The sequence below is a fragment of the Streptomyces sp. MBT65 genome (assembly GCF_016612545.1).
Lineage (GTDB): Bacteria > Actinomycetota > Actinomycetes > Streptomycetales > Streptomycetaceae > Streptomyces.
The window spans coordinates 19078-33595 of the sequence record NZ_JAENRY010000058.1; the positions used below are offsets into that span (position 1 = coordinate 19078).

Below are 14518 nucleotides of genomic sequence, written 5' to 3' on the forward strand. Positions count from 1 at the left end.
ACTGACAGTGACGTCACGGGCCGTCACCACGGGGGCCGGTCCGGTGGCCCTCCCACCTGCGCGGCCAGCCGTTTCTCCTCCCGGCGCTGGGCCCGGCGGCGCAGGAAGCGCCGGATCCGCGAGATCAGGAAGAACAGGACGGTGAGTCCGGCCACCAGCAGCACGGCCGCGATGATCGCCGCCGCCTCGGGATGGAACATCGCGAACGAGACGATCCCGCCGACCCCGAGATCCTCCGCGAAGCTCATGATCACGTTGCTGAACGGCTCGGGCGAGGTGTTGATCGCCATCCGCGTCCCGGCCTTGACGGTATGGCTGGCCAGCGCCGACGAACCGCCGATCAGTCCCGCCGCCACGTCGTTCAGCGAACCGCTGTGACCCGCGAGCACCGCGCCGACCCAGGCCCCGGCGGCCGGCCGGATCACCGTGTGCACGGAGTCCCACACGGAGTCGACGTAGGGGATCTTGTCGGCGATCGCCTCGCACACGAACAGGACGGCCGCTGTGACGAGGACCTCAGGGCGTTGCAGCGTCTCGGGGACGGCGTCGCTCACCCCGGTCGCTCCGAAGACGCCGAGCAGGAGCACCACCGCGTAGGCGTTGATGCCGCTGGCCCAGCCGCTGGTGAAGACCAGGGGGAGTACGGACACGGAGGCGATAGTAACCACTCGGCAACGGGGCGTCCTGGGCCTGAGTGCGTACGGCTGAGTATCCGTACCTAGGGAGTGAGATGAGTACCCGCGCGGATGGGGTGCGACCTGCGCGAACGAGAGAGTGGAGACACGGAAAGGGGCGCGGCTCCGGTACCGCCGACACGGGGCGGCGGAACGGGGCCCGCGCCCTTGGCCGCTCCTTCCGCCGGATTCTCGGCGGGAGCGAGGCACGGGGGAGCCCAGGGGGACTGACCGACGGGGGTTCCGACAGGGGGAACGTAGGGGGGAAGCACAAGGAGGCGCCGGTTCGGGGTGGCCCGCGGGGGACGCGGCCACAACGGACCGGCGCTTCTGTGTGCGCTCTTCTTGTGTGCCGCTTTCAGCGGTCCCCGCTGACCCGCCCCTGGAGGAGCCGGGACAGCGCCGAGTGGACGTCGTCCAGGGAGCGCTCCGGCTGGAACGACTGCCAGTCCAGGGCGGCCACCAGGACCATCCCGACCAGCGCGGCCGCGGTCAGCCGGACATCGATCTCGGGGCTGAACTCGCCGTTCGCCACGCCCGCGTGCAGCACGTCCTCGATGGCCGCGTTCACCTGCTGCCGCACCACCATGAGCGTGGGCTGCCAGGAGCGGTTGGTGCGCCACAGCTCGGCCACGTAGAGCTGGGTGAAGGACGGGTAGCGGGCGATGAAGCCGAGGCCCGCGCGGATCATCGCGTCCAGGGCGTCCACCTTGCTGCCGCCGTCCCGCGCGGTCTGCTCGGCGGCCTCCCTCAGCGAGGCGGTGAGGAGGCCCACGCCGTGCCGCAGCAGCTCCTCGAAGAGGACGGACTTGCTGGCGAAGTTGTAGTAGACGGTGCCCTTCGCGACCCCGGCACGCTCGGCGATCTCGTCCACCGTGGTGGCCGAGAAGCCCTGTTCGGCGATGAGCGTGACGGCTGCCTCGTAGAGCTTCTGCCGGGTGGCCTCGCGGCGCGTGCTACCGCCCGACGGGGTGTTGCTGCTTTCCATGGGCCTGATTGTCACAGGCCCGGCTCCGGCGCCGGGCACGGGTGCCGGGGTCCTGGGCGGGGTCACAGGGTCAGCTCCGGGTGCAGCCGGTCCAGCGTCCACACCTGGCGGCGGCGCGCCGACAGCGCGGTCAGTGCGAGGGCGCCCGCGGTGAAGGCGGTGAGCACCACGCACGCGTGCCACACCGGTTCGAGACCGCCGCCCGTGATGAGCCTCCTTAGGGCCTCGACGATGTAACTCATCGGCAAGAAGGGGTGGATCGCGTTGAAGAAGCCCGGGCTTGTCTGCACCGGATAGGTGCCGCCCGCCGACGTCAACTGGAGCATCAGCAGGGCGAGTACGAGGATCCGGCCCGCCGCCCCGAAGCGTGCGTTCAGCCACTGCACGATCGCCGCGAAGCACGCCGTCACCAGGAACAGGAAGCCGACCGTGCCGGCCGCCCGCGCCATCTCCAGGCCGATCGCCCAGTGCAGTACGGCCATCAGGGCCACCGTCTGGAGCACCCCGACCGCGACCACCGGCAGCCAGCCCGCGAGCGCGATCCGCCAGGCCGAGGCACCGGCGGCGAGCGCGCGCCGGTTCATGGGCGCGATCAGCATGTAGGCCACCATCGCGCCCACCCACAGGGAGAGCGGGATGAAGTACGGGGCGAATCCGGTGCCGTAGTTGGGCGCCTTGTGCAGGTCCTGGGAGGCCAGTCGGACCGGGTCGGCCATGACACCGGTGCGCTGCTCGCGGTCCTGCTTGTCGTAGTCCGGGATCTGCGCGGCGCCGTCGTGCAGTCCGCCGGCGAGTTTCCCGGAGCCGTCGACGAGCTTGTACAGGCCGCCGCTCAGATCCACGGCACCCGTCTTCAGCCTGCCGACACCGGCGTCCAGCGTGGCGGCGCCCGTCTTGGCCGTGCCGAGCCCGGTGTGCAGGGTCTCGGCGCCCGCGGCGACCTTGCCGGCACCGGCGTTCAGCTTGTTGATTTTGGCCACCGCGTCGTCGAGGTCCTCGGAGAGGTGCGGTGCGCGGTCGGCGAGCGCCTGGGCCTGCGTCTGGAGCGTGCCGAGGTTCGCGTCGAGCCTCTTCAGGTCGCCATTCTGATCGGCCACCAGGCTGTTCACGTCGTCGGCGACCTTCGCCACGTCCGAGGCGGCCTGCACGGCCTTCTTCAGGTCGGGACAGGCGGCGTCGGCCAGGACGGCGTTCTCGCAGCGCGCCCTGTAGACCTCGTCCAGGGTGTCCGAAGCCGCGTGCGCGCCCTTGGCGGCGATCGGGGCCGTCTTCACCAGGGTGCCCAGGTTGGCGCGGATCGTCCTCGCCGAGTCGGCGACCAACTGGGCCGTGTCCCCGATGGTCTTCTCGTTGTCCTTCAGGAAGGGCCCCACCTTGTCGGCGACCCCGTTGACCGTGTCGGCGAGGGTCTGCGTCCCGGCCGCCACCTGGCGCGAACCGTCCGCCAGGTCACCGGCGCCCGTGTCGAGCCTCTTCAGGCCCTTGGAGAGCGTGCCGCTGCCCTCCTTGGCGTCCTTCAGGCCGTCGGCGAGATCCTTGGAGCCCTCCTCGGCCGTACCGATGCCGCCCTTGAGTTTGTCGGCGCCGTCGGCCGCCTTCACGGTCTCGCCGTGGATGTCGGAGAACGACACGAAGATCCGGTCCAGGAAGGTCCGCGAGGCCTTCGTGGACGCGGCCGACCGCACCTCGCTGAACACCGTCCGGGAGATCTGCCCGACGATGTAGTTGTTCGCGTCGTTCGTCCGCACCTGGAGCGCGCCCGTCTCCGGGGAGTCGCCCGCACTGGAGGTGACGCGCGCACTGAAGTCGGCCGGCATCGTCAACGACAAGTAGTACGTGCCGTCCTCGACACCCTTCCGCGCGGTGGCCGCACTCACCTCGTGCCACTCGAACGTCCCGCTGCCGCGCAGCCCCCGGGTGATGTCGTCGCCCGCCGTGACCCTCTTCCCGCCGGCACTCGCCCCCTTGTCGTCGTTGACGAGCGCCACGGGGATGCGGTCCAGGCGGCCGTACGGGTCCCAGAAGGACCACAGGTACAGGGCGCCGTACAGCAGCGGCAGCAGCAGGAGGGCGACGAGCGCGGCGCGCGGCAGCTTCCCCCTGCCGAAGCGCCGCAGCTCAAGCGCGGCCAGTCGTGGCGCGTGCATCGGCCTTCTCCGTTCCCTCGGTGGACACGGCCACCACAGTCGTTCCGGAATCCGCGAGGGACCTCAACAGGTCCCAGATCTCCGCCCGTTCGGCATCCGAGAGCTTGAGATCGACGTCGTCCACACCCAGCAGCGACGGCCGTCCGATCAGCGCCAACGCGACGGACAGCCGCACCTCCTGCACCCGCTCCAGATCCCGTACGGCGGTCCGCGCCCCCTTGGGCAGCGCCTCGCGGTCGAGACCGGCGGCGCCCAGCGCCCGCTCGATCCGCAGCCCCGCCTCGACGGCCCGCTCGGATCGCGGCCGCAGCATCGTGCGTACGGAGTCCCCGAACCGCCGTTGCAGCAGCGCCCGTTCCCGCAGGTGCTCGCCGACGGTCAGCGCCGGATCGAGGTCGGTGACCCCGGCGACATGGGCCAGCGCGGCGACCCGCCGTACCGCCGCCGACTGCTTCGGCAGCGTGAACTCGCCCACGGAGGCGGTCCCTTCGGACGCCTTCATCCGCCCGGTGAGCGCGAGCAGCAGGCTCGTGCGCCCGGACCCCGACGGCCCCTCGACGGCGATCAGCGAGCCGGGCCCGGCGTCCAGGGAGATTCCCCGGAACGCCCAGCCGCGCGGCCCCTTCAGCCCGAAGTCCTCGGTGGTGACACCGACCCCACCCACGGTTCCCCAACCCCTGCCCGCACCATTGAAACTTTTGAACTGACTGGTCAGTGCAAAAACTAACGCGAACCTTCGATCGAAGCAAAAGCGCAGGTCAGAACGGATTGTCAGTGCCATACCTCACGATGGGCACATACGGCACTACCTGACTGGGCGTGCCGTCACACGACGACAGGAGGTTCGTCATGGCCCACCCGTCCGCAGCCGCCGCCCGTCGGCGCCGCGCCGCCGGCCCTGCCCCCTCACTGACCGGCCCGGCGAGCGATGTGCACCCCGTGCTCCGCCGGGCCACGGCCCCGCCCGCCGCCCTCGACCTCCTCGCCCAGGCCCGCGCCGGACTGGACGAGGCAACCGTCCTCGAGACGTCGAACGAGCGCTACGCGACAGCCCACTTGGCCGCCCTGCGCACCGCCGCCGCGGTACTCGCCGCGCGGGTCCAGCCGGAGCCCACCAACCGACGCCGGGGCCGCATCCGCAGCGCCTGGGAAGTGCTCCCCGAGATAGCACCCGAACTCACCGAGTGGAGCGCCCTGTTCGCCTCCGGAGCCCGCCGCCGAGCGCGGGCCGAGGCGGGCATCCAGGGCGCGGCGACCCGCCGGGACGCCGACGACCTCATCCGCGACGTGGCCATGTTCCTGCGCCTGGTCGAGCGGATGCTCGTCCTCCAGCCGGTCCTGCCCCAGCCGCGCCAGGACCCGGAGCGGCCGGAGGACCGCGCGGGATGAACCCTGGTGAGGCAGAGCGCCCCACCAGGGCGCGGGGCCGTATCGACATGCGGCTCCGCCGCGTGCGCGCGACCAGCCCCCCACCGACCCGCAGCTTCATCACCGCTCGACCGGCGGAGCGCTCGCACGGTGTTCGCCGCGCGAGACACATGACCAGGTACGGCACCGGAGGCAATAGGGTGGAGGGCGCCTGAAGCCTTCCCTCCGCCCGCACCCGGGCCGGGGAGGCAGCCCGTTCGCTCCGCCGTGCACAGGCGGTGCCGCGCCGAGGAGTCAACTGCCGTGTCGGACCCGAGCCGCCCCCGCGCCTCCCTCCGTACCGCCGTGGTCTGGGACGTCCTTCAGGACGCCCTCGACCGCCGGGTCAAGGCCACGGGGCGGGACGCGCTGGACGTCCTGGACACCGGAGGCGGCAGCGGCAACTTCGCGGTGCCCGTCGCCCGCCTCGGGCACCGCGTCACCGTCGTCGACCCGAGTCCGAACGCGCTGTTCGCGCTGGAGCGCCGCGCCGCCGAGGCCGGTGTCGCCGACCGCGTGCAGGGCGTCCAGGGCGATGCCCACGGCCTCTTCGACGTGGTCGAGCGCGGCGGTTACGACGCGGTGCTGTGCCACGGCGTCCTGGAGTACGTGGACGACCCCGCCGAGGGCGTCCGCACCGTGGTGGCCGCGCTGCGCCCCGAGGGCGTCCTGAGCCTGCTCGCCGCCGGGCTCGGCGGTGCCGTGCTCGCGCGAGCCCTCGCCGGTCACTTCACGGAGGCCCGCCAGGCCCTCGACGACCCGAACGGCCGCTGGGGCGCCGCCGATCCCGTCCCGCACCGCTTCACCGCCGAGCAGCTCGCCGCGTTCGTCGAGGGCGCGGGGCTCCATGTCGGCGCCGTGCACGGGGTGCGGGTCTTCGCCGACCTGGTGCCCGGAGTGCTCGTGGACACCGAGCCCGGCGCCCTGGACGCGCTGCTGAAGCTGGAGGCCGCGGCGGCCGAGCTCCCGGCGTTCCACTCCGTGGCCACGCAGCTTCATGTGCTCGGCGAGACGCGAGGGGCCGGCGAGGCGTGAGTCGCCTCCCGTGCCGGACCCCCTGATCAGCGGCTCGGCCGCACATGGAGTACGCCACAGGCCCCCCGATCGGGGGCCCGGCGCCGTATGATCGAGGGAGACCGCCCGGCATGACGGGAGGGTCGCTGGGGAATGGAAGCTTCAGCGAGCCGGAACGGCCTTGACGGATTCCGGTTGGTCAATTGGCGTAGAGGGGCGGGTTTCACGGGGGCGATTCCCTGCCTATCCTGAAGGGACCCCCCGGGTCGCCCCGGCGACTGCACGATGAGGAGGACTCCGTGCCGCTCTCGGAGCACGAGCAGCGAATGCTCGAGCAGATGGAGCGAGCGCTGTACGCCGAAGATCCCAAGTTCGCGACAGCGCTTGAGGGAAGCGGGCTGCGCACGTACACCCGGAGACGGGTCTACCAGGCGATGGCCGGCTTCCTCGTGGGTATTGCGCTCCTCATGACAGGAATGGTCGCCAAGCAGATTTGGGTCAGCGTGATGGGGTTCCTCGTCATGCTGGGCTGTGCGGTGCTCGTCGTGACCGGCTGGCGCAAAGCCCCCAAGCCTGGCGAACAGCCCGCCGCGGGCGCACCGCACGCCCGCCGTCAGGGACGGCAGCGGCGCTCGGTGATGGATCGTATCGAGCAGCGCTGGCAGCGCCGCCGCGACGAGCAGCAGGGCCAGTAGCGGCACCCGGCCCGCAGCGCACACGGCGCTCCTCAAGACACGAGTGAGGGGGTGACCACCGAACCGGTGGTCACCCCCTCACGTATGCCCTGCTTCTCGCCCGCCGTGCCCCTCAGCCCTGCTGGCCGGACGGCTTGCGCAGGTTCGGCCGCAGCGCCGCCGCCCGTGTCGTCACCGACGTCCACCAGGCCGACAGCGCCCACACCACCCGGACGGTCGAGCGCGGGGCGAGCAGTGCGCGCAGTTCCGTGGGGCGGTCGGCCGTGTCCTGGAACCCGACGATCACCCGCCGGGCGTCCTGCGCGAGCCCCGCCGCCACCTGCGGCCGAGGCGCGTACAGGACCTGCTCCACGGCGTCCGCCACCCGGTGCACCGAGGCGGTGGACGGCGGGTCGAGCTGCCCGAGCCGCACGATCCGGGCCGCCGCCTTGCGCGGGGTCAGCGAATCGTCCGGCGAGATCCCGAAGTCCCAGGCCGTATCGGTCACTTCCTCCCACACCGCCAGCGTGTGGATCGCCGCCTCCGCCTCGGTACGACCGTGCGCTCCCAGCCGTACGGAGCGCATCCGGATCCGCCACAGCAGCGGCGAGAACAGGATCGCCAGCAGCAGGAGCACGCCCAGGCTGATCAGCACCACCTGCACGAGCCACCAGGGACCGTCCGAGTCGCCGCCCGCCACGATCGCCGGGGCCTGGCTCGAGCAGCCCTCCAGCTTCTTCAGCTGGGCCGTGCAGCTCGCGCTCGTCGAGGGGGCCGCGGAGGGTGCCGCGCTCGTCGCGGACGAGGAGCCGGCCGGGTCCGGGATGTCGCTGCCGGGCGTGGTCGACTGGGTGTACGACGGCACCGAGCCCCGGTTGGGGGTCGGCTCGAAGCGGGTCCAGCCCACGCCCTCGAAGTACAGTTCCGGCCAGGCGTGCGCGTCCTTCAGGCCCACCGACACCGTGCCGTTCGCCTCCGGGGTGCCCGGCGCGAAGCCCACCGCGACCCGGGCCGGAATGCCCAGGGTGCGGGCCATCGCCGCCATCGCGAAGGAGAAGTGGACGCAGAAGCCCTGCTTGTCCCGCAGGAACTTGGCGATCGCGTCACGGCCGGTGCCGACGTCCACCTGGGTGTCGTACTGGAAGCCGCCGGACACCGCGAAGTAGTCCTGGAGCTTCACCGCCTGCTCGTAGTGACTGGTCGAGCCCGCGGTGACCGTGCGGGCGGTGTCGGCCACCACCGCGGGCAGCGACTTCGGCACCTCGGTGTACTGCTTCCTCAGGTTCGCCGAGGGCTCCGGCGCCGTGGCCAACTGCTCCGCGGTCGGCTCCACGTCCAGGCTGTTGACCGTGTAGGTCACCCCGCGTGTGTTCTGTCCGTGATCGCCCACGACGGTCATGCCCACGGGCTCGTAGCGCCAACTGCCGTCGATCTTCACGCCGCTGGGCGGGTACGGCATCGGCAGCCAGTCCTGGGCGTACCAGTCCGCGGCCGAGATCCGGGTCTGGATCACCGAGCGCTTGATGTCCGCGCCGAGGCCGGTCGGCGTGGGGAACGAGTCCGGCACACCCTCGATGTGCCGCTGGGACGGCTTCCAGGTGGTGCCGTCGAAGTCGTCCAGGGACACGATCCGCAGATACATGTCCGAGCTGTCGTTCGTGCTGGTCCGCAGGGACAGGACCTGGCGGTTCTCGTCGACGTTCAGGCTGTCGCGCAGCGAGACCAGCGGGTTGACCGCGGAGATCGTGCCGCCGCCCCCGGTGCCCGCGCCCACGCCGGTCCCGGCGGTGTCCAGCAGGCCGCCCGAGATGGTGGGCAGCGGCAGCAGGGCGATGGCCATCGCGACCGCGCCGATCCGCCGCCCGGTACGGACCGGGGCGAGCGGACCCGAGGACTCCGGGCCCGAGGTGGTGCGGGGCGCGCCGCCGAAGACGCGGCCCCACTGGGCGAGCCGGTCCCGGCCCTCGGCCAGCAGCAGCGTCAGATAGCCGGCGGCCGCGAGCAGGAACCACAGCCAGCCGTAGCTGCTCTCGGACAGCCCGGCGGCCACCGAGTACAGCGCGAGCAGTGGCAGTCCGGCCGGGGCCGCGCTGCGGAAGGTGACCGCGAGCGTGTCCACCGCGAGGCCGATCACCAGGACACCGCCGATGAGCATCAGCCGGATGCCGTCGTGCAGCGGTGCCGGGATCGCGTACCGGGAGACGTCGTCGGAGCCCTGCTGCAACAGATCGCCGAAGTGCCGGAAGGCCTCGGGGCCCGGGACGATCCCGCCGAGGGCCTGCGCGTGCGCGAAGACCACGGTCAGCATCAGCAGTGTGACCAGGGCCTGCGCCGCGACGGTCAGCGGCCGGGCCAGGGGGACCCGCCGGGTCGCCGCACCCACCCCGGTCTGGATCGCCAGCATGAAGGCGGCCTGGACGAGCCAGGTCGCCGGGGAGACCAGGGGCAGCAGTGCGCAGGACGCCAGCACCGTGGCCACCCAGGCGCAGATCGCCAGTCGTGCCCGCCCGCTCATGCCCATCCCTCCCCGAGGCCGGTCGCGGTGATGCCGTTGCGCTCCCGGTCCGCCTGTTGCCACAGGTCCGTCAGGGACGCGCCGCGCGGTACGCCCACGGCGGTCCAGCCCGCGTCGCGCAGCATCCGCAGCCGCTCCTCCTGCTCGTCCCCGGGACCGGGGACGTCGCTCGACTCACGCACCCAGCCGTCGGCGTCCAGCACGAAGGCGAGGGCGCCCCCGCTGCGCTGGCGCATCCGGGCGACGATCGCCGCCTGTTCCTCGTCGAGGTCGCCGAAGAAGGCCACCAGAAGCCCTTCGTTCCCGCCGCGCAGCACGTCGTAGGCTCGGGACAGGCCCGCGCCGTCCGAGTGGTCGATGACCGCGAGGGTGTCCATCATCAGTCCGGCCGCGTCCGCCGACTCCTGGCTCGCGCCCGCGAACCCGTCGGCGTCCTGGCCGGGCACCGAGTTGCCGGTGTCGCTCAACAGCCGTACGGAGAAGCCCCGTTCCAGCATGTGCACCAGGACGGAGGCCGCCCCGGAGACGGCCCACTCGAAGGCCGAGTCCGGGCCCTGGCCCGCGAAGGCGATGCCCCGGGTGTCGAGGAGCACCGTGCAGCGGGCGCGCTGGGGCTGCTCCTCGCGGCGCACCATCAGCTCGCCGTAGCGCGCGGTGGAGCGCCAGTGCACGCGGCGCAGATCGTCGCCGTAGCGGTATCCGCGCGGGATCACGTCGTCCTCGCCCGCCAGGGCCAGCGAGCGGTTGCGGCCGTCGCCGTAGCCCTTGGCCTCGCCGCTGAGGCGGACCGGGGGGAGGGCCTCCACGCGCGGGATGACGGTAAGGGTGTCGAAGGTCGAGAAGGAGCGGGTCAGTTCGCACATTCCGAAGGGGTCCGTCAGACGGAGCTGGAGCGGGCCCAGGGGGTAGCGGCCGCGCAGGTCGGAGCGGACCCGGTAGGACACCTCGCGCCGGCCGCCCGCCTCGACCCGGTCCAGGACGAAGCGGGGGCGCGGGCCGAGCACGTACGGCACCCGGTCCTGGAGCATCAGCAGGCCCGTGGGCAGTCGCGAGACGTTGTCCATCCGCAGATGGACGCGGGCCTCGCTGCCGGCGGGCACGCGCGCGGGGGAGAGCCGGCGGCTGCCGGCGACCCGGTAGCGGGTGCGGTAGAGCACGGTCGCGCAGATCAGCGGCAGCACCGCCAGCAGGAGTCCGACCTGGAGCAGATCGCTCTGCCCCAGGACGTACGCGCAGACGGCGGCGGCGATGCCGGCGGCCAGGAACGAGCGTCCCCGGGTGGTCAGCCCGGCCAGGGCCGTACGAACACCGCCCTTCTCGTCCCGGTCGGTCTCCGCCTCCCCGGTGGACATCACAGCCTCCGGGGCGGCTGCTGGCCGTACGCCCCGACACCCAGTCCGCTCTGCGGGGACGGTGCCGCGGGCACGGGGGTGCGCTGGAGGATCTCCTGGACGACCTGCTCCGCCGTACGACGGTTCAACTGGGCCTGGGCGGTGGGCAGCAGGCGGTGCGCCAGGACCGCGACCGCGAGGGCCTGGATGTCGTCCGGCAGCGCGTACTCACGGCCGCTCAGGGCGGCGGAGGCCTTCGCAGCGCGCAGCAGGTGCAGCGTCGCGCGCGGGGAGGCGCCGAGTCTGAGGTCGGGGTGGTTGCGCGTGGCGGAGACCAGTTCCACCGCGTATCTGCGCACCGGGTCGGCGACATGGACGCCGCGGACCGCCTCGACCAGCTTGACGATGTCGTGCGCGTGCGCCACGGGCTGGAGGTCGTCCAGCGGGCTGACCCCGCCGTGGATGTCCAGCATCTGCAGCTCGGCCTCCGCGCTGGGATAGCCGATGGAGACCCGGGCCATGAAGCGGTCGCGCTGGGCCTCGGGCAGCGGATAGGTGCCCTCCATCTCGACCGGGTTCTGCGTGGCGACCACCATGAAGGGGCTGGGCAGCTCGTAGGTCTGGCCGTCGATGGTGACCTGCCGCTCCTCCATGGACTCCAGGAGCGCGGACTGGGTCTTCGGCGAGGCGCGGTTGATCTCGTCGCCGATCACGATCTGGGCGAAGATGGCGCCCGGTTTGAACTCGAAGTCCCGCTGCTGCTGGTCCCAGATGGACACACCGGTGATGTCCGAGGGCAGCAGGTCGGGCGTGAACTGGATTCGCCGCACCGAACAGTCGATCGACCGCGCCAGCGCCTTGGCCAGCATTGTCTTGCCCACACCCGGAACGTCCTCGATCAGAAGATGTCCCTCGGCGAGCAGCACGGTCAGCGAAAGCCGTACGACCTCGGGCTTGCCCTCGATCACTCCTTCCACCGAACTGCGGACTCGCTCCACAGTGGCGGTCAGATCTGTAAGGCTCGCTCGATCGTCATAGGTCGTCACCCGGCCCTCCTCGGCCCGTTCTTTCCATGGGCCGACGCCTGTGATGCGGACCGGCCCACCCCGAAACACGGACACCGCGCGGAAAAAGTTCCGCGCGACGCCACACCCGCATTCTTGTTGCCGTTACCGGTTCGTGTCACTCGCCTGTGGACAACTGCCTTCGCTTTGTCGGGTCTTACGACCTTTTGGGCGGTCCCAGTGGCGAGTTTTCCGAAATTTTCGGGGCGGGCGGGCGCGTCAGGCGGGGTCGATCTCGCGCAGCAGACCCGACTTCACGTCGAAGACGAAGCCGCGCACATCATCAGTGTGCAGCAGGAACGGCGAGGTGCGCACACGCTGCATCGACTGCCGTACGTCCTGCTCCACGTCCCGGAAGGCCTCCACCGCCCAGGCGGGGCGCTGGCCGACCTCCATCTCCAGGTCGTGCCGGAACTCCTCGGTGAGGGACTCCAGGCCGCAGCCGGTGTGGTGGATGAGCACGACGCTGCGGGTGCCGAGCGCGCGCTGGCTGATGGTGAGGGAGCGGATCACGTCGTCGGTGACCACGCCGCCCGCGTTGCGGATGGTGTGGCAGTCGCCGAGCTGGAGGCCGAGCGCCTTGTGCAGGTCGAGGCGGGCGTCCATACAGGCCACCACGGCCACCTGGAGGACGGGACGGGCGTCCATCCCGGGATCGGTGAAGGCGGCTGCGTACTGCGCGTTGGCGTCGACAAGGCGGTCCGTCACGGTCCCGCCGTGAGCTATGGCGCCTTCGGACTCTGTGGGTACGGATGCGGAGGTCGTCATACCCATGACGGTACTGGTCACCGGCGGTGCGGTCTCGGCGTGGGAGGGGAAAAAGAGCGTCATCACGTCCTCTTGTGAGGTAACCCACACGAGTGGCGGGGGTGCACCCGGGTGGGTGATTCTTTCCGTTTTGAGGCTTCGCACGCACCCGGGCCCGCGACGCGCAGGCCGGTTGATTGACCGTGAGACAGCGTGGACTAAAGTTGCGCGAAGCGGGAGGCGAGGCTCTCCCTGCTGGACTTTTCCCGGAGACCCCGGCGATTTTCCGGATTCTCCCCACGTGCGCGGCGCGTACGTACGGCTCGGCCTCCTCCCGCTCCCGGTCGGCTGACGCCTCCGGCGCCGACAGGCCTCCCCTTCTCTGGGGTCCCCCCAGCGGAGCTGGGGGAGGGCGGGGACCCGGCGGTGCGTACGGCCCGTGCCGGACCTGAGAGGGCCCCTTGAGCCAGAGTCGACACGTCCCGGTGATGCTCCAGCGGTGCCTGGACCTGTTGGCCCCCGCGCTGGAGCGCCCGGGAGCGGTGGTCGTCGACTGCACCCTCGGGCTCGGCGGGCACAGCGAGGCCCTGCTGACCCGGTTCCCCGAGGCCCGGCTCGTCGCCCTGGACCGCGACAAGGAGGCCCTGCGTCTCTCCGGCGAGCGCCTCGCGCCCTTCGGTGACCGCGCCACCCTCGTGCACGCCGTCTACGACGAGCTGCCCGAGGTGCTGGAGCGGCTCGGCCTCGCGCGCGTGGAGGGCGTTCTGTTCGACCTCGGCGTCTCCTCCATGCAGTTGGACGAGGCCGACCGCGGCTTCGCCTACGCCCAGGACGCCCCCCTGGACATGCGCATGGACCAGACGACCGGCATCAGCGCCGCCGAGGTCCTCAACACCTACGCGCCCGGTGAACTCGTCCGCATCCTGCGGGCGTACGGCGAGGAGAAGCAGGCCAAGCGGATCGTGTCCGCGGTCGTCCGCGAGCGCGACAAGGAGCCGTTCGGCAACAGCGCGCGGCTCGTCGAGCTGATCCGAGACTCGCTGCCCCAGGCCGCCAAGCGCACCGGCGGCAACCCGGCCAAGCGCACCTTCCAGGCGCTGCGCATCGAGGTCAACGGCGAACTGTCCGTCCTGGAGAGCGCGATCCCCGCCGCGGTGAAGTCCCTTGCCGTGGGCGGCCGGATCGCCGTCCTGTCGTACCACTCGCTCGAAGACCGCCTGGTGAAGCAGGTGTTCGCGGCCGGTGCCGCCAACACCGCGCCTCCTGGGCTGCCGGTCGTGCCCGAGCAGTACCAGCCCCGGCTCAAGCTCCTGACGCGCGGTGCCGAACTTCCCACCGAGGAAGAGGTCGCCGAGAACCGGCGAGCGGCACCCGCGCGGCTGCGGGGGGCCGAGCGCATCAGGGAGGACATCGGGTGAGTACGTACCAAGTGAGTGCGAGGTGCGTGAGTGAGTAGGAAACCCGAACTGAGGGGCAGGGCCGCCCGACTCGCGCGGCTCTTCCCGACCGGGCCCGCGCAGACCGGCGGGATCCACGCGGCCAGGACCCCGTTCGTCCTCCTTGTCGTGCTGCTCCTCGGCGGCGGCCTGATCGGACTGCTCGTGCTGAACTCCGCGCTCAGCGAAGGGCAGTTCAAGCTGGACGACCTCCAGAAGCAGACGAAGAGCCTCACCGACGAGGAACAGGCGCTCCAGCGGGACGTGGACGCCTACTCCGCCCCCGACGCCCTCCAGCGCCGGGCCCACGAGTTGGGCATGGTGCCCGGCGGGGACCCCGCCTTCCTCGACCCGAACGGCACGGTGAAGGGTGTCCCGGAACAGGCCGCGGCCGAGAAGACCCTGAGCACACCGGCCGTGCTCGCCCCCGAAGCGCTCATCAGCAGGCCGAGTCCGACCCCCGCGCCCGGCGCGTCGGCACCCGCGGCCACCCCTACCCCCACCCCGGCCCGGTCCGTACC

13 protein-coding genes are annotated in these 14518 nt (G+C 71.7%); 5 read left to right on the plus strand and 8 right to left on the minus strand.

Going from position 1 to position 14518, the window contains the following annotated elements; translation table 11 throughout:
* Window positions 1–23: 23 nt before the first annotated feature.
* The 4 genes from JHN63_RS15550 to JHN63_RS15565 form a co-directional block, all read right to left on the minus strand.
* Window positions 24–650 (minus strand): DUF4126 domain-containing protein, encoded by a 627-nt coding sequence (locus tag JHN63_RS15550; RefSeq protein ID WP_200681670.1) that lies wholly within the window; start codon window positions 648–650, stop codon window positions 24–26.
* A gap of 382 nt (window positions 651–1032) precedes the next feature.
* Window positions 1033–1662 carry a TetR/AcrR family transcriptional regulator gene (locus JHN63_RS15555; protein ID WP_200681671.1) on the minus strand — a complete coding sequence of 210 codons (630 nt, stop codon included), beginning with the start codon at window positions 1660–1662 and terminating at the stop codon, window positions 1033–1035.
* Window positions 1663–1724: 62 nt separating this feature from the next.
* Window positions 1725–3809 (minus strand): YhgE/Pip family protein, encoded by a 2085-nt coding sequence (locus JHN63_RS15560; RefSeq protein ID WP_200681672.1) that lies wholly within the window; start codon window positions 3807–3809, stop codon window positions 1725–1727.
* Window positions 3781–4473, minus strand: coding sequence for an ATP-binding cassette domain-containing protein (locus JHN63_RS15565; protein WP_200681673.1), 693 nt, complete (start codon window positions 4471–4473; stop codon window positions 3781–3783). The genes JHN63_RS15560 and JHN63_RS15565 overlap by 29 nt, the downstream gene beginning before the upstream one ends.
* Window positions 4474–4658: 185 nt before the next feature.
* On the opposite strand from JHN63_RS15565, the gene JHN63_RS15570 reads away from it, so the two are divergent.
* The 3 genes from JHN63_RS15570 to JHN63_RS15580 all read left to right on the plus strand — a co-directional run bounded on the left by JHN63_RS15570 (window position 4659) and on the right by JHN63_RS15580 (window position 6925).
* Window positions 4659–5198 carry an SAV_6107 family HEPN domain-containing protein gene (locus tag JHN63_RS15570; RefSeq protein ID WP_200681674.1) on the plus strand — a complete coding sequence of 180 codons (540 nt, stop codon included), beginning with the start codon at window positions 4659–4661 and terminating at the stop codon, window positions 5196–5198.
* Between the two features lie 282 nt (window positions 5199–5480).
* Window positions 5481–6251, plus strand: coding sequence for a methyltransferase (locus JHN63_RS15575; RefSeq protein WP_200681675.1), 771 nt, complete (start codon window positions 5481–5483; stop codon window positions 6249–6251).
* 278 nt (window positions 6252–6529) lie between these two features.
* Window positions 6530–6925, plus strand: a complete 396-nt coding sequence (locus tag JHN63_RS15580; protein WP_200681676.1) for a DUF3040 domain-containing protein — start codon at window positions 6530–6532, stop codon at window positions 6923–6925.
* A gap of 112 nt (window positions 6926–7037) precedes the next feature.
* On the opposite strand, the gene JHN63_RS15585 is transcribed toward JHN63_RS15580, so the two are convergent.
* From JHN63_RS15585 to JHN63_RS15600, 4 genes are all read right to left on the minus strand, one after another.
* A complete protein-coding gene (locus tag JHN63_RS15585) occupies window positions 7038–9419 on the minus strand; it encodes a DUF3488 and transglutaminase-like domain-containing protein (protein WP_200681677.1) in 2382 nt (793 codons plus the stop codon).
* The gene (locus tag JHN63_RS15590) at window positions 9416–10771 is read right to left on the minus strand and encodes a DUF58 domain-containing protein (RefSeq protein WP_200681678.1); all 1356 of its coding nucleotides are present in this window, start codon (window positions 10769–10771) and stop codon (window positions 9416–9418) included. The genes JHN63_RS15585 and JHN63_RS15590 overlap by 4 nt, the downstream gene beginning before the upstream one ends.
* Complete coding sequence (locus tag JHN63_RS15595; protein ID WP_200681679.1) at window positions 10771–11796, minus strand: MoxR family ATPase; 1026 nt, start codon at window positions 11794–11796, stop codon at window positions 10771–10773. Before JHN63_RS15595 ends, JHN63_RS15590 begins: the two co-directional genes overlap by 1 nt.
* Before the next feature lie 237 nt (window positions 11797–12033).
* Window positions 12034–12582, minus strand: a complete 549-nt coding sequence (locus JHN63_RS15600; protein WP_200681680.1) for a carbonic anhydrase — start codon at window positions 12580–12582, stop codon at window positions 12034–12036.
* Window positions 12583–13022: 440 nt separating this feature from the next.
* On the opposite strand from JHN63_RS15600, the gene rsmH reads away from it, so the two are divergent.
* Both rsmH and JHN63_RS15610 read left to right on the plus strand, forming a co-directional pair.
* A complete protein-coding gene (gene rsmH / locus JHN63_RS15605; protein ID WP_200681681.1) occupies window positions 13023–13979 on the plus strand; it encodes a 16S rRNA (cytosine(1402)-N(4))-methyltransferase RsmH in 957 nt (318 codons plus the stop codon).
* A 30-nt stretch (window positions 13980–14009) separates the two neighbouring features.
* Window positions 14010–14518 (plus strand): septum formation initiator family protein (locus tag JHN63_RS15610; protein ID WP_200681682.1); only part of this gene is annotated, 509 nt, incomplete at its 3' end.

What these genes read in the sequence shown, in the direction of transcription:
- JHN63_RS15590 (WP_200681678.1), bottom strand. Translation starts at nt 10,771, where the DNA reads ATGTCCACCGGGGAGGCGGAGACCGACCGGGACGAGAAGGGCGGTGTT.
- JHN63_RS15585 (WP_200681677.1), bottom strand. Translation starts at nt 9,419, where the DNA reads ATGAGCGGGCGGGCACGACTGGCGATCTGCGCCTGGGTGGCCACGGTG.
- JHN63_RS15570 (WP_200681674.1), top strand. Translation starts at nt 4,659, where the DNA reads ATGGCCCACCCGTCCGCAGCCGCCGCCCGTCGGCGCCGCGCCGCCGGC.
- JHN63_RS15555 (WP_200681671.1), bottom strand. Translation starts at nt 1,662, where the DNA reads ATGGAAAGCAGCAACACCCCGTCGGGCGGTAGCACGCGCCGCGAGGCC.
- JHN63_RS15560 (WP_200681672.1), bottom strand. Translation starts at nt 3,809, where the DNA reads ATGCACGCGCCACGACTGGCCGCGCTTGAGCTGCGGCGCTTCGGCAGG.
- JHN63_RS15600 (WP_200681680.1), bottom strand. Translation starts at nt 12,582, where the DNA reads ATGACGACCTCCGCATCCGTACCCACAGAGTCCGAAGGCGCCATAGCT.